We start from the raw sequence: 14,959 nt of genomic DNA on the forward strand, positions 1-14,959 counted from the left end.
CTCCACTAGGTAAAAACAATGTATTTTAACATATATAAAATGATTAAATGTAATGGATAAAAGACATAAAAGCCCCATTTTAATAGGTTTGATTTTTTCCCACGTCTTCCTTTATACATGACCAATAATGGAATGGCTAGGAAAATTCCAATTTGATATGCGTGGTGCCAACCTAAGTTAGTGATTTCAGGTATGATGTGCACAAAAATCCCTATGAAAATAAAGCTGAGGATTTGTTTATTTAATTGTCCTCGAAAAATGCCGAAAAATACGATCCACAAAACAGCAACGTAGTTCCAATCAGCTGGATACGCGAGCATACAACATACAAAAACAAGGGCAAGCTTCAAATAAATCGAGAGTTTTTCGCTTTTGACAATAGTCAAAGCAATTAATCCCAACGCTAAACCCCACATGACACTCGTTGTCTTCCACCATGGTAATTTAAAGTATAATACATACGGAAAATGAGAGATAGCTGCAAAAATAACCAGTCTCTCGATATACTTGTTAATATTGGATGTGTAAAAATATCCCATTGCGATAAAATAACAAAAAATCGGCGCAACTACCCTTCCAGGAATACGTAAAACAAACCCAGCTAACGTCTCCTGAGGGATAAAACCCGCAACAAGATGATCAAAAAACATCGCAATAAGTGCGATATACTTCAATGCATTCGAAGACAAATCCTTATGATAGGTCGTAGATTCTGTCAAATCCCTTTGATAAGTAGTATATTGCATGTGATATCCCCCTCACTTTCGGGACACGGGGACAGGTCCCTTGTCCCAGCCGGTATGCAAAAAAGCACAACGAGCGTTTAATTACACTCATTGTGCCCTTTTTATTATTAAATTATGGGTCATGGGTCGATCACAGGTATAAATTATTGTCCTATATATTTCCGAAAAAACATATTGCACTATAGCATCTTTTCAATCACTGCTTTTGCAGTTGATTCTTTATTGATAATTGACGTGTTATTCGTACGCTTGAAGTATTCCGCGTATAAGATGTCTAATAGATAAAGTTGTGAAATTTTTGCGGATAAACTTCCCCCTTGCAGAGGGCCCTCATTGGCTCCGCACCTGAGCGTGATGTCGGAATAGCCTGCTAATGGAGATTTTGCAAACCTCGTTATCACGATCATCTTTGCTTTGCTTTCTTTGACAACCTTGGCCAATTCAATCATGTCCTTCGTTGAACCTGAATAGGAAATTAAGACAGCAACATCCTCTTTTGTCATTAAGGCAGCGGACATGATTTGCATGTGACTATCGAATGAACACTCCGTTTTGTTCGTAATTCTCATGAATTTATTTTTAGCTTCCATTGCAGTCATTAAGGATGATCCGACTCCAAAGAAATGAACGCGTTTAGCATCAATCAGTAAATCAATCGCTTGAGATATATCACGATGATTAATTAAATGATTTGTTTCCGTAAGGGTATTAACTGTTGATGTTAAAATCTTTGATGAAATTTCTTCAATCGTGTCTTGCATGGTAATTTCACTAGCTAATTGTGGAGTTTCATTCTCTAGTGCCGTACTGTGGGCTAGTGCTATTTTAAATTCCTGATAGCCTTTCAGATCCATTGATTTACAAAAACGAAAAATGCTTGATTCACCCACATTACAGGCATCTGCTAAATCCGTGATCGACATATAAACCACTTTGTCTTTATTATTTAGAATATAGTCGGCGACCTTCTTCTCGGTATTTGTAAATTCTTGATACTTAGCATGTATATTTGAAAAAATATCTACTTTCGCCATTGGATCCCCCTAGCTTTTTTGGTAAGTGGGACAGGTCCGTTGTCCCGGCGCGTGGGACATGGGACCTGTCCCCTTGTCCCACGAACTTTACTTTTGAAGGTGCAAGGATACTGCTCCTAATAGCCCCGCTTTGTTCCCTAGAGTTGCTTTTGTGATTTGAACATCCGAGAAGCTATCCATGACAAGATTTTTCACCTTTTTAGAAACAGCCTCAACGAGCACCTCTTGTTCCATTACACCACCGCCTAGTATGATAGCTGGCGGGTTGAAAATATGAATTAACGAGACTAGTCCGAGTGCAACCTCGTTTACCCAGTCGTCCACCACATCGATAAGCTTAGCGGAATCACTGTAATTTTCAAATATGACTCTGCCATTTGTCAACTCATTATTTATCATTTGTGCGTTTCTAATTAATGCGGTCGTAGAGGCATACATTTCATAGCAACCATTTCCTCCACAAACACACGACACCCCAGAAGGATGTGTAATCATATGGCCGAATTCAGCTGCAATGCCCTTTTTTCCTTTGTAAATCTTTGAATCGATGACGATTGCTCCACCTATACCTGTTCCATAGGTTAAACAAAGAAAATCTTGATAGTCCTTGGCAGCGCCGAAGTATTTTTCTCCCAACGCTGCTGCATTTACATCATTTTCAACTTTGACAGGAACCTGAAACTTCTCTTCCAAAATTCCCTTTATGTTCATACCCGTGTAATTCGGAATATTTTCATTCGCATATAAAATGGTACCTGAGTTCGCATCTACCTGTCCTGCAGTACTAATACCGATTGCATTAAAGCCATGAAATTCCTCGATAAAATGAATCAGTTTTTCGATAACATGCAGTCCGCCTTTTTTAGCTTCGGTATCGAATTCTTTAAACTCTTCAATTGTTCCATTTTCATCAGACAGACAAAGCTTAATGGACGTACCACCAATATCCGCGGCTAAAATTCTCACATCATTCACCTACCAATTTTACTTGATGATGTCCACATATCTTTTCGTAATTTCCATTGGTCTTGTGATCGCCGTTCCAACAACAGCCGTATGCACGCCGAGATCGAAGACTGTTTTTAACTGTTCGGGACTCCAAATGCCACCCTCTGCAATAATAGGGACAGTAAAATCTCTTGTCAATCTATCTACCAATTCAATATTTGGTAAGGAGACATCCTTTGTATATTCGGTATAACCACTTAGGGTTGTGCCAATACAATCAAACCCTAATTCATATGCATTAACTGCTTCCTCATAGGTTGAACAGTCCGCCATAAATAATTGATCTGGATACTTACTTCTAATCTGAGGGAATACTTCATTGATTGTCAGTCCATCTGGTCTCACCCGTGTAGTGGCATCAAGTGCGATAATTTCCACACCTTCTTCAGCTAACAGGTCGATTTCTTTCATTGTTGGTGTGATGAACACATCATAACCCTCATAAACTCTCTTGATAATACCGATGATCGGCAAATTTACCGTTTTCTTAATTTCTTTTATATCCTCGACACTATTGGCTCGAATGCCTTTTGCTCCACCTAGCATAGCCGCATAAGCCATTCTTCCCATAATAAAGGGGCTGTGTAGAGGTTCCTCAGGTAGAGCCTGGCAAGAAACGATCAGCTCGCCCTTTAATGATTCTAGTATACTAGCATTAGTTGTCATAACATAACATCCCCACTATATTAAAATCAAATACGCCTTGGCGTATTTGCGCCCAGATTTTTAGGCCCACACGATGTGGGTCACTAAGACGTTGCCACAGGAAGTGGCGTTCTTAGTCTTTGATCTTACGCTCGAAAAGTTCCTTTGAAAATCTGAGGCATCCGCCGGAGGCTTAACTTTATTCAGTTAGACTGAACCCTGACTTACTTGTATAACTCTATTTGCATTCATCATCCTCTTTTAGAAGTGAGACTTCTTGAATAAAGTTCCATTATCCTTTTTCTGCACCCGCTGTTAAACCACTAGTGAAATAACGTTGGAAGAAAATAAAGATGACTAACAATGGAATCGCAGCTACAGTTGCACCAGCCATTTTATAGGCGAAGTTTGGATTCAAATCCTGCATAAGCGTTGCTGTACCAACCATTAACGTCTTAACACCTTCCTCTTGTCCAATAACTAATTGCCAGACATAGTCATTCCATACTTGAACAAAATAAAGAATAAACAAAGCACCAATACCTGGTTTCACCATTGGCAGCATAATTGTGAAAAACGTTCTTAATTCACTTGCCCCATCTATCCTTGCTGATTCTCTTAATGAATCTGGGATATTATCAAAAAATCCTTTTAATAAAAACACCCCAAAAGCGGTAGCAACGTTTGGCCAAATCATTCCATGAAGTGAATTCACCATTCCGAGACTATCAACAATCCGGTATAACGGAACAATTAATACTTCTTTCGGTACCATGAGACTTGAAATGAATAAAATAAAAATGATATTTTTCCCTTTAAACTGTAGCTTTGAGAAAGCATATGCTGCCAGGGAACTTACAATAATTAAGGCAATCGTCGATACAAATGAAACGGTAATACTATTGAATGTCCATTGTAATGCGGGCTGATTACTGAAAACGTCGACATAGTTATCAATATTAAATGTTTTTGGGAACCAATCAGGTGGCATTTTTACAACGGCAGCACTATTTTTTAGTGAACTAGTAATTAGCCAATACAGGGGAAATAAACTTAAGAGAGCAAAGAATACGACAATAATATTCGAGATTATGTCAAATAAGTCTCTTTTCCGTTTATTTTTTCTTTTAAACATCTATTTCACCTCTATTTCTTAAACATAGACCGAAGCTGCGGAATCGATAATAATAGTGCAATAACAAACATAATTACACCTACAGCTGATGCTATGCCAAGTTGATTGTATTTAAATGCATTGTTGTAAAGGAAATACATTAATGTAGTGGAAGCATTATTTGGTCCTCCACCAGTCAATAGTTGAATAACGACGAATATCTTTAATGTTGCAATAACATTGATGATGATAATGTATAAAGTTATTGGCTTTACTAAAGGGATCAATATTTTAAAAATAACGGTACGACGATTCGCCCCATCCACTTCAGCTGCCTCAAATAATTCTTTTGGCACACCAATCATGGCAGCAATATATAGAATAATCGCCTGACCTACGTTAGTTGCGAATGTTACAAATATAACCACCGGTAATACTAAGTTTTTATCTCCAAGAAAGTTAGCAACCGGTAATTCTAATTCCCTTGCTACAAATGGAATAAGACCGTTGGCGGGGTTCAATAAAAAACTCCAAATCATACTCATGACAACCATTGAGACCATAACGGGTATATAGTAACTTCCTCTAATAAAAGATACGTATTTTGCATTTTTATCAAAAATGGAGGCTGCAACAAATAAAGCAAATATTACAGTTAACGTAACGATAGCTAAAACAAATATCACGGTATTTAGTGTAGCCTTAATAAAGACCGGATCATTAAACAATGCGATATAATTATCAAATCCAACGAATGTCATATTTTGATAATTAATTTTATATAAGCTTAGGCGTATCCCTTCAAAAATCGGATAGACAAGAAAGATACAGAAAAATAAAAGTTGTGGTGTAATAAAAAGGTAGCCTGTAAGGTTACGTTTTATGGCATGCTGATTTATTTTCATAAGCACCCTTTCCTCTCCAATAGGCAAGCCCCAAAAACTGGGGCCAACTTATCGAAATAATATCTGGGACGGTGGGACAGGTCCCTCGTCCCACCATATTTTTACAGGGACAAGGGACCTGTCCCTGTGTCCCTATAAAACTATTTATTAAAGATGACAGAGTCAGCTTTTGATTTTTCAATGACGTCATTACCTTTTTTCTGGTAATCAGCGACTGCTTCTTCAGGTGTTTTCTCCCCGATGTATAACGCTTGAAGCTCAGGATATAATACTTGTCTTAATTCACTATATCCAGGTACATTACCAGTAAAATTAAACATGTATTCGGCATTTTTGTCATATGCAGCGAATAATGGATTAGCGTCTTTAAACTCTTCAGCTACACTACTACGGACAGGTATACCATTTTTAGATGATTTAACAAGTTCAGGATCAGTTGAGAAGAACTTTACAAAATCCTTACTTACTTTCATTCTTGTTTCATCCTTTGTATCGAACACTGCAGCACCCGTTACGTATGTGAAGGATAATGGATCACCATTAGATGGAATATTGGCTAGTCTTGCATCAAATTCAGGAACATTACCACTTGCCATGTCTGCTTTTAAGTTATTAAATAGCACGGAATTCGTAAAACTAATACCTAGCTGTTGGTTTTGGAACATTGCGTTGACATCATTTGATGAAACAGATTCAGCACCTGGATTTGTTAAGCCCTCATCGTAAACTTTCTTCAACCATGCTGTAGCTTTAGCACCATTTTCATCATCAAGTACAATATTCCCATTTTCGTCGAAGAACTCATTTCCAAACATTCTTAAATAAGCAAGGTTCCATGTATCCCCTTGATTATTTAAAGCATAAAGTCCCATTGGGAATGCATTCGGATATTTGTCTTTAGGTGTATCTTTTTTAAGTCCGTTAAGAATTTTTTCATATTCTTCTAATGTCCAAGTTTTAATCTCATCTTCTGTCCCGATGTATTTTTCAAGGCCAGCGCTTTTAAGCATGTCAGCGTTATAGACTAACGTACCAGGCATATGGTAGAAAGGATAGAAATAAATATCTTCCCCAAATGTTACCGAATCCCAGTAATTCTGAACAATATCATTTTTTGCTTCATCATCAACAAGATCATTTAAAGGTACTAGGGCTCCTCTGTGAACATAGTCACCCAGTGTAAATACACTTTCAAAGAAAATATCTGGAGGTGTACCACCATTTAGGTTAACATTCAACATTTCATCCCTTTGATCTCCAGCGATGACTTCTACATTTACTTTTACATTGTGTTCTTTATATTCTTCAGAGAATCTTTCAGCCGCATGTTTGAAAAAGCTATCATAGTCTGCGCCCTCTTCAGATCCATCTAAAACACCTTTCCATTGAGGTGTTAACCATAAAGAAATTTCAACTGTGTCTTTACCTTTACCTTTTTCCGCTTGACCATCTTGCGCTTTATTTCCACTACAAGCCGCTAAAAAAAGCGAGAACATTAGCATCATACTTACTAAGGTTAATAAACGTTTTTTAAACATTTTGTTCCTCCTCAAATATCTCTTTTATTTTATTGTGGATTAGTTCTGCAGTGAGCTTGTGCCCCACTTCATCTAGATGCATATAGTCAATGTTGTTCATCGATACTTGACTTCCAAGATTTAAAAATTCAATCGTTTCATCAAGCATCTCTTGTAAAAATTCTGGAAATCTTTTTGACTTTGTATCGCAATATTCCCCCATCGCATGTCTAACATCTGTACCATAATACCCATTGCCGATTGGCGGCGGTGCTACTACTAAGACTTTCGGAAAGCCACCATTTATTCCAGCAGCTGTTCTACTTGCCTTATGCGCAAGTCTCGTAATCCCTTGTGCGATATTGAATGCGGTTAGCCCAAACCTTTCCTTTGTGTCATTTGTACCAAGCATGATAATGACTAGATCCAATGGTGAATGACTCATAAGGCATGGATGAATATAAGTAAGCGCATTTAATCCTTCAAATAATGGATCATCTATCACACTCGTTCTACCAGATAACCCTTCTTCAATTACTTGATAATCACCCCCTAGATGCTTTTGTAAAAGACTTGTCCACCTAATCTCTTCAGAGAACCTAGTCAAATCTTCAGCATTATATCCCCACGTATTCGAATCTCCAAAGCACACAATCCTTTTTTTCATCACGATTTTCCTTTTTGGGACAAGGGGACAGGTCCCTCGTCCCACCATTTTTTTACAGGGACACGGGACCTGTCCCTCTGTCCCATTTTAAGATAGCGCTGTCAATCATCGCTTTGATTTGTTCAACCTGTGATAATTCTTCCTCAGAAACAGCCTCTAATGGTGCGCGTACACCGCCAAGCTCGATTCCTCTTAATTTAAGAACTTCTTTGATCACGGAGTACATGTTTCCTTTGAGTGAAGTCAAGGCGATAATGATGTCGTTTATGTCTCTTTGAATCGCTCTAGCATTTTCGAATTGTCCGTTTACTACGAACTCCTCAGCCTTTAAATAGAGCTCCGGCATAGCACCGTATGTCCCACCGATACCACTGTCTGCACCTATCAATCTACCAGAAACATATTGCTCATCTGGACCATTGAATACGATAAAGTCCTCTCCACCAGTTGTTTTGAATCGTTCAATATCAAGTACAGGCATAGAAGAATTTTTGACACCGATTACTTTTTCATTCTTGATTAATTCTTTAAATAGTTTCATAGAAAGATCATATCCAGTGGTCTGCGGGATGTTGTAAATAATAAATGGAAGCTCCGTTGCATCCATAATGTCAGACCAATATTTATGAATAGAGCTTTCCGGTAGTCGGAAGTAAATTGGCGGAATGGCAGATAATGCATCATAACCTAATTCAGCAGCATGTTTAGCTAACTCCACACTATCTCGTGTTGACGGAGCACCAACATGAGCAATTAATGTCATTTCTCCTTTTACTTGTTCCGCAACATAACGTAGTGTTTCTTTTCTTTCTTCAAGATTTTGATAGATGCACTCCCCGGAGCTTCCTCCAACGTACAATCCATTTACACCCTTGTCCTGAAAGTAAGTAGCCAACGCTTTCGTTCTCTCTTCAGATATCTCGCCTGAATCCGTATAACAAGCATAAAAGGCAGGAAAGATACCTTTAAATTTATCTATTACCATGTTTTATTGCCCCCTTAAATCTTTAATAAAAATATAAAGCGTTTTCAATTTCACAGTTAATATATCATTTGAAAACGCTTTTGTAAATAATTTTCACCATTTTTATAAAATTCAGGAGGAAATTTTCATTTAATTTTGTAAAAGTGGGATACTATTCTGAAAACGCGTGTTATAATGAGTTCGGAATTAAAGAGTTTTACTATGGAGGTGGACGTTGTCATGTTAAAAGATAGCGGTTCTATGTTGTTGAAATGTAATACTTATCCAAGAATTTATTCAAGCTATGGCGGGGTTGTTCCAAGTAAATGGACAGGTAAAAAATGGCTTGCAATCGGTGATAGTATTACGGAACATAACTTTAGAACTGGTAAAAACTATCATGATTACATAGCCGAAAAAATCGGTTGCACTGTCATAAATGAAGGACATAGTGGAACGGGATGGAGAACACCAAATAGTGCTGGGTCACTACCTATTTATCAGAGGATTAGTGGATACACTTTGGATTGTGACCTCATCACGATATATGCAGGAACTAATGACTGGGGGCAAACAGGTACATCGCTTGTCATGGGTACTTTTGGTGATACTGACCCAGTGGCAAGTTTTTATGGCTCAATAGATTATGTTATTAAACAGTTAGTTGCCAAATATCCAACAAAAACAATCGCTGTTTTTACACCGTTACAGAGATCGGATGGTTTTATTGCAAACTCGGCAGGTGCAACATTAGAACAAGTTGCTGATGCAATTATTAAAGTATGCAATTATTATGGTATACCTGTTTTGGATTTATACAGATTAGCAAACTTAAATGTATGGAACTATGAAAGTAACAATTATTATTTCACTCCTTCTGGTAAGAACATTCCTGTTGGCATGGAATCGGCAGACGGTTTGCATCCGAACGATAATGGACATAAAGTATTAGCTGATAAAATTCTAGCATTCTTAAATAGTTTGTAATGTAATCTTTGAGTAAAGCGCCACATTTCAAATATTTAATTTGGGTTAGGAATATGGGAGTGCAAAATAAAAGGTACTATTGAAACATGCATGTTTGTGGAAATAGTAGGCATCAAATGAACGACGTCTGAAAAAATCTTAATTGGATTTTCAGACGCCGTTGCTCTTTAGTATTAATTTTTCTCGATTAGTACAGAATTTCCTAAAATAAAAATTCACTTTTTCAGGATACCAAATCTGGCCATTCCTCATAACGGTTTCGCAACGAGACAATAAGATCCGTATGTACATGCTCCATTTCAAATTCCTTTTGAAGGGCGGAAAATGAGGCGGATGACAGTTTTTTCAGTTGATTATCCATATCATAAAATTGTATCTCAAAGTATTTATCTAAAAAGGCGATATATGCTTCCAGATTTACTTCAGCCTTTTCTAGATAGCGACTATCAAATTCAACAATCCCAAGGGCATCATGACAATTCGCCAGGATACTTTTCATACCTTTTAGGACCATAAATTCGTAGCCCTCGACGTCAATTTTAAATAGAAGTCGTTGGTTTCTTAAAGTTTTTTGATTAAAGAGCGAATCAACTGTAATCGCGGGTACTTCCGTTTTTTCAATGCTATTTTTTTCAGAAATTTGCACTCCCGACGAAGTACCGGACCAATGGGTATCAATAAAAAAAGCTTGGTCCACCTTTTCATGCTCTCCCGCAAAAGCATGGATAATTTTGATTTGACCACAATTCACATGCTGTTGCCGCGAACGCTTAATATAATCGATTAAATATTTATTCGCTTCTATACCAACGACTGTCGTATCTTTATCATACGTTGTCGAGAAAATACATTCTCCATAATTTACACCAATATCTAAAACAAGTGACGGCTTATACGTCTCAACTGCTTTTCCCCAGAATTCTGTAACATGCGACTGCGTGATCCCATCACTAATCAAAAGCGCCCTTCCCCGATTTTCAGCATTATTGATGTAAATAACATTTTTAGATGGTAGGGTGATTTTATTCGGAAGCTTCCTCAACTTCAATGTCTTATATTTTAGAAAAATGCCAACATCCAAAATTACTTTCGAAAAAAGCGGATAATTCTCCCATAACTTCACAAAAACAGGCTTGTTCAAAACCCCTTTAGGAATCGCCATAACGTATAATCTCCCCCTTTGTAGTGGGACAGAGGGACAGGTCCCTCGTCCCAAAAATTTGGTTACCTTCCATTATAAAAGGTGATTATTAAGGGGGTGTAAATGTAGTATAAATTTTGAAATACTCCAAAAAGATGGCAGTATTACCCATCATTCATATACGCGTCCATTACTGACTACGTGTAGACTGCTTCTCTCCAATGCCGTTTTCCATACCGATTTTTTCTGTTCCTTCTTTAAAAGAAAATCCCTCTACAAACTCTATCATAAGCTACATAATAAAAATCTTTTTCCTATTCCCACTTTACTTCTAATAAATGAAAACAAGGGCCATTAGAAAACTGACAGAATATCACTTATGAGTTCGGATTCAATTTCTATGCAAAACAAATGACTGAAGAAGAAATTGTAAATACTGTCGGCATGATTAACCTTGATAGCCTTGCGGTCGGAGATCAACTGTATGTATATGGCAGTCTGGGCGAAGATGGATTCATTCGTGATCAGGCTCTAAAAATTGTAGAGAAAAAGAAAACACAAACCCCGGACTAAATCCAAATTACCTAGCTGGAACAACTGGCGACTAGAGTGACCGCGCATCTTTCCAAAGCGCAGGCATTTCAATCGGATATCTTGAATCAACAAACTGGGAAATTGGAGATTTGGATATACCCAAATGGTAAAACACGGCGGAGTATGGCATACGCAGAATGACACCATCGATTTTATTGAACAAGAATTTCCAGAAAGAATACAAGAGCATTTATCGACGTGCAGTGTTCTATTAACCGATCTATTGAAATTATGTATAAAACTAGTACCGCGAAATAACAAGTGAGGAGAGACATAATTGCCCCTCCTCATTGTCTGGCACACGGGGACAGGTCCCTCGTCCCACCATATTTTTACAGGGACACGGAACCTGTCCCTCCGTCCCACTTATACCCTGTGAATCACACTTTTTGAAATCCCAGTGACCCTTGATATTTGCCTGATGCTGATGCCGGTTGTTTCCTTCAGCTGCGACAGCACGGAATCCCTTTCATCCCGCTCCATCTGCTGCAATGCGCTCGTACTCGGAATTCCCATCTCTTGCAGATACTCCCTCACTTCACTATCCGTCAACCTTGCGCGGTCCCAATAATCCAGGCACTCGTCATCATTCTGGGCACTCATAAAATCTACAAACCTCTGAGTCGCCGTCTTCCCTTCTCCGCCTGAAAACAAACTCAACCCCAAATCAACATCTACCAAACCCGTTCCGCCAAAATATTCATTCAAACTCGTCCAATTCGCCTCAAATACATTCCCAGCTAGCCCTGCTTTGACGGGGTTTTGATGAATATACCGAAGAACTCTTAGAAAATATCTTTTCGAATCAACGCTCTCACTCCGAAAACGTTCCTGAAACAAATGGCCACATCGCTCATATTTCATGTTGTACCAATAAACATAGCTTGAACTGATCCGCTTAATCGACTGCCCAATCGGCTCATCCGTCTCCCTTATCAGCAAATGAATGTGGTTGTCCATCAAGCAATAGGCGTAAAGCTTATAATCACAACTCTTCTTAAATTTTCGTAGAACACCAAGAAGCCGCAACCTATCCTCATCATCCTCGAAAATCGTCTGCTTATTAACGCCCCGTAAAATGACATGATAGATGCCGCTCCTACTCTTTATCCTTGCAACTCTTGGCAATGGCATCACCTCTATTAATTGAAAAATGGGTCAGCGAACCTGGCCCTCTGTCTCTACTGGAATAAAAATCAATGTGGAATCTTGTGTGGTAGATTTGAAGTTTGAATGGGTTTGTAAGTGAAAAAGAAGAGAAGCTTAAACTAGAAAAGATGATAGATGAAGATTTTGGGAGTATCTGCACTTAAAATCTATCAAATAGTCTGAATATAGTCAACCCATGGGACACGGGGACAGGTCCCATGTCCCACCAAATTTTTACAGGGACAGAGGGACCTGTCCCTCTGTCCCAAAAAAGCTGTCCGAATGAGTCAATGTGCATGACTCGTTGGACAGCTCTTTTTTGTTTCATTTATTCATTTGGTATTGCTTCTTCCACCATGACTCCGTCTGGTCCGAAGTAATAGCCATCGATATACATATCTGTTGCCATTTCACCAGTATCTAGGAAATAGTACTTCTTCCCATCCTCTTCATGCCAGCCGGTTTTCATTTCTCCCGTTGCTTCATAATAATATGATTTTTCGTCTTGTCTTAACCACCCAGTGTGCATAACACCAGATGGTTGGAAGTAATGCCACTTTTTATCTATCAGTACCTTACCTGTGATCATTGCACCATTATCAGCGAGATAGTACGATGACACTCCATGCATTAACCAACCAGTCTTCATCGCTCCTGATGTCTCAAGATAATACCATGATTTCCCGTCAAGTAACCATCCTGTTTTCATTGTCCCATTGTTTCTTAAATGGTACCAAGAACCACGATCTTTTACCCAACCCGTTCTCATTTCACCATTAGAATTGAGATAGTACCATGACACGCCATCTTTGATCCAGCCCGTTCTCATTATTCCCGATGAGTCGAGATAGTACCATGACTTTCCATCTAACAACCAGCCGGTTTTCATTCCCCCTGATGAGTCGAGATAGTACCATGACTTTCCGTCTAACAACCAACCGGTTTTCATAATTCCATTGCTTTCTAAAAAGTACCAAGAACCTCTATCCTTGATCCAACCCGTTCTCATTTCGCCATTGTAGTTGAGGTAGTACCATGACACGCTATCCTTTAACCATCCAGTTTTCATTTCACCTGACGAGTTAAGGTAGTACCATGACTTTCCGTCGAAATGCCAACCGGTTTTCATTTTTCCAGTTGATTCTAGATAATACCATTTGTTATCGTTAAAAACCCAACCCGTTTTCTTAGCCCCATTTTCATAAAAGTACCAACTACCATTTTCTAGAGACCACCCATTACTTATTAATCCATACCCATTTGAAGTCGCAATAGATTCGAAACTTTGGGCAGTATTTGTGATGATGACAGTCGTATAGAGATTAACCTGCTCAAACAGCCAGCGAATTTCTTCATTATGCATCCTCACGCAGCCGGAGGTTACATAATTACCAATTGTATTAGGATTGTTATTTCCATGAATAGCATATGTAGTTCCATACGTACCCCGAGCATCTAATCCTAACCATCGATCACCAAGTGGATTTCTTGGATCCCCTCCTGGTACTTTACCAGTATAATAGGGACGGTTTTTTATTTTATTTACAATTTGAAACTTTCCTTCAGGGGTTAACGAATCATTTCTCCCTGTTCCTACACTAAACGTCCTTACTAATTTTCCACCATCATAAAATGCTAATTGATTCGTCTTTTTATTGATGATGATGAGTTGAGAATCATTGGATGCTTCAGCTTGACCACTAATACAAATAAAGAAACTAACAAGAAAAATGAAAAAACCGACCACCGTTTTCCTCATAATTTACCCCTTTATTGTTTTTATCCACATTTTACCACTATTAATCTAGTAATTTTGTCGTATTTTGGTAAATGTAATAAAAAGCTTTTAAGATTGGGACAAATTTTCCATAGTTCTGTGATTTTTCCCATAAAAAAATACACTCCCACTTGTTTAAATTAAACAAATGAGAATGTAGTTCCGGGTGTTGGGCATTGCCTAGAAGGTATACAACTTTAATTCATTACCTTCTACTCTAATAACTTCTCCTTTTTTAAATCAACTTAGAAAATATCAAAATCGTATTCCCTGTAATAACCATCAAATATTTTTAACGCTTTAATCAAATTACCATCACAATCATAGACTCCTAGCGTGTTAATATCAGAAACAGGGAAACGCAAGCTTGGTTTTCTGGGCTCTTTTATTAGTCCCAACCGTCAAATACAATTGCCAACTTACCGTATCCTACCATACTAGACCGTGCGACCCAACTCCTATTTCGTGTCCTGTGTCTCAGGTGGGTCATGGGGACAGGTCCCTCGTCCCACCAAATATTTACAGGGACAAGGGACCTGTCCCTCTGTCCCACTTACTGTAGCCAGGCACCACTGGAGGCGAGTTTGTATCCGCCGATTGTTGTGTTGGATGCCATTTGTCCTCCTGAGTAGAAGTAATACCACTGTCCACCGATTAGTTTCCAATTCGTTTGCATAGCACCGCCACCGTTTAAGTAGTACCATGTGCCAC

Annotated in this window: 13 protein-coding genes and 1 pseudogene; 1 reads left to right on the plus strand and 13 read right to left on the minus strand. The window is 38.4% G+C overall.

Going from position 1 to position 14,959, the window contains the following annotated elements:
* Positions 1-5: 5 nt before the first annotated feature.
* The 9 genes from V7112_RS04100 to V7112_RS04140 all read right to left on the minus strand — a co-directional run bounded on the left by V7112_RS04100 (position 6) and on the right by V7112_RS04140 (position 8,621).
* Positions 6-746 carry a TraX family protein gene (locus V7112_RS04100; RefSeq protein WP_335415834.1) on the minus strand — a complete coding sequence of 247 codons (741 nt, stop codon included), beginning with the start codon at positions 744-746 and terminating at the stop codon, positions 6-8.
* 179 nt (positions 747-925) lie between these two features.
* Positions 926-1,780 carry a MurR/RpiR family transcriptional regulator gene (locus V7112_RS04105; RefSeq protein ID WP_335415839.1) on the minus strand — a complete coding sequence of 285 codons (855 nt, stop codon included), beginning with the start codon at positions 1,778-1,780 and terminating at the stop codon, positions 926-928.
* Between the two features lie 87 nt (positions 1,781-1,867).
* Complete coding sequence (locus V7112_RS04110; RefSeq protein WP_335415842.1) at positions 1,868-2,746, minus strand: ROK family protein; 879 nt, start codon at positions 2,744-2,746, stop codon at positions 1,868-1,870.
* 18 nt (positions 2,747-2,764) lie between these two features.
* Positions 2,765-3,454 carry an N-acetylmannosamine-6-phosphate 2-epimerase gene (locus V7112_RS04115; protein ID WP_335415845.1) on the minus strand — a complete coding sequence of 230 codons (690 nt, stop codon included), beginning with the start codon at positions 3,452-3,454 and terminating at the stop codon, positions 2,765-2,767.
* 271 nt (positions 3,455-3,725) lie between these two features.
* Positions 3,726-4,568 (minus strand): carbohydrate ABC transporter permease, encoded by an 843-nt coding sequence (locus tag V7112_RS04120; protein WP_335415848.1) that lies wholly within the window; start codon positions 4,566-4,568, stop codon positions 3,726-3,728.
* 11 nt (positions 4,569-4,579) lie between these two features.
* On the minus strand, positions 4,580-5,452 hold the full coding sequence (locus V7112_RS04125; RefSeq protein WP_335415851.1) for a carbohydrate ABC transporter permease: 873 nt from the start codon (positions 5,450-5,452) through the stop codon (positions 4,580-4,582).
* Positions 5,453-5,592: 140 nt separating this feature from the next.
* The gene (locus tag V7112_RS04130) at positions 5,593-6,990 is read right to left on the minus strand and encodes an ABC transporter substrate-binding protein (protein WP_335415854.1); all 1,398 of its coding nucleotides are present in this window, start codon (positions 6,988-6,990) and stop codon (positions 5,593-5,595) included.
* Complete coding sequence (locus tag V7112_RS04135) at positions 6,983-7,636, minus strand: GDSL-type esterase/lipase family protein (protein WP_335415856.1); 654 nt, start codon at positions 7,634-7,636, stop codon at positions 6,983-6,985. Before V7112_RS04135 ends, V7112_RS04130 begins: the two co-directional genes overlap by 8 nt.
* A gap of 52 nt (positions 7,637-7,688) precedes the next feature.
* Positions 7,689-8,621, minus strand: a complete 933-nt coding sequence (locus tag V7112_RS04140; RefSeq protein ID WP_335415859.1) for a dihydrodipicolinate synthase family protein — start codon at positions 8,619-8,621, stop codon at positions 7,689-7,691.
* A 201-nt stretch (positions 8,622-8,822) separates the two neighbouring features.
* Here V7112_RS04140 and V7112_RS04145 point away from each other — a divergent pair, with 201 nt between their 5' ends.
* Complete coding sequence (locus tag V7112_RS04145) at positions 8,823-9,587, plus strand: SGNH/GDSL hydrolase family protein (RefSeq protein ID WP_335415861.1); 765 nt, start codon at positions 8,823-8,825, stop codon at positions 9,585-9,587.
* Positions 9,588-9,810: 223 nt separating this feature from the next.
* On the opposite strand, the gene V7112_RS04150 is transcribed toward V7112_RS04145, so the two are convergent.
* The 4 genes and pseudogenes from V7112_RS04150 to V7112_RS23795 form a co-directional block, all read right to left on the minus strand.
* Positions 9,811-10,749, minus strand: coding sequence for an FkbM family methyltransferase (locus tag V7112_RS04150; protein WP_335415864.1), 939 nt, complete (start codon positions 10,747-10,749; stop codon positions 9,811-9,813).
* Between the two features lie 939 nt (positions 10,750-11,688).
* On the minus strand, positions 11,689-12,456 hold the full coding sequence (locus tag V7112_RS04155) for a transposase (protein WP_335415867.1): 768 nt from the start codon (positions 12,454-12,456) through the stop codon (positions 11,689-11,691).
* Between the two features lie 343 nt (positions 12,457-12,799).
* Positions 12,800-14,230: a L,D-transpeptidase family protein gene (locus V7112_RS04160; RefSeq protein ID WP_335415870.1), complete on the minus strand. Its 1,431-nt coding sequence runs from the start codon at positions 14,228-14,230 to the stop codon at positions 12,800-12,802.
* Between the two features lie 571 nt (positions 14,231-14,801).
* Positions 14,802-14,959 (minus strand): annotated as a pseudogene (locus V7112_RS23795) (choline-binding protein D); the annotation flags it as partial.

The organism is Bacillus sp. JJ1566 (assembly GCF_036962685.1).
Lineage (GTDB): Bacteria > Bacillota > Bacilli > Bacillales > Bacillaceae_L > Ferdinandcohnia.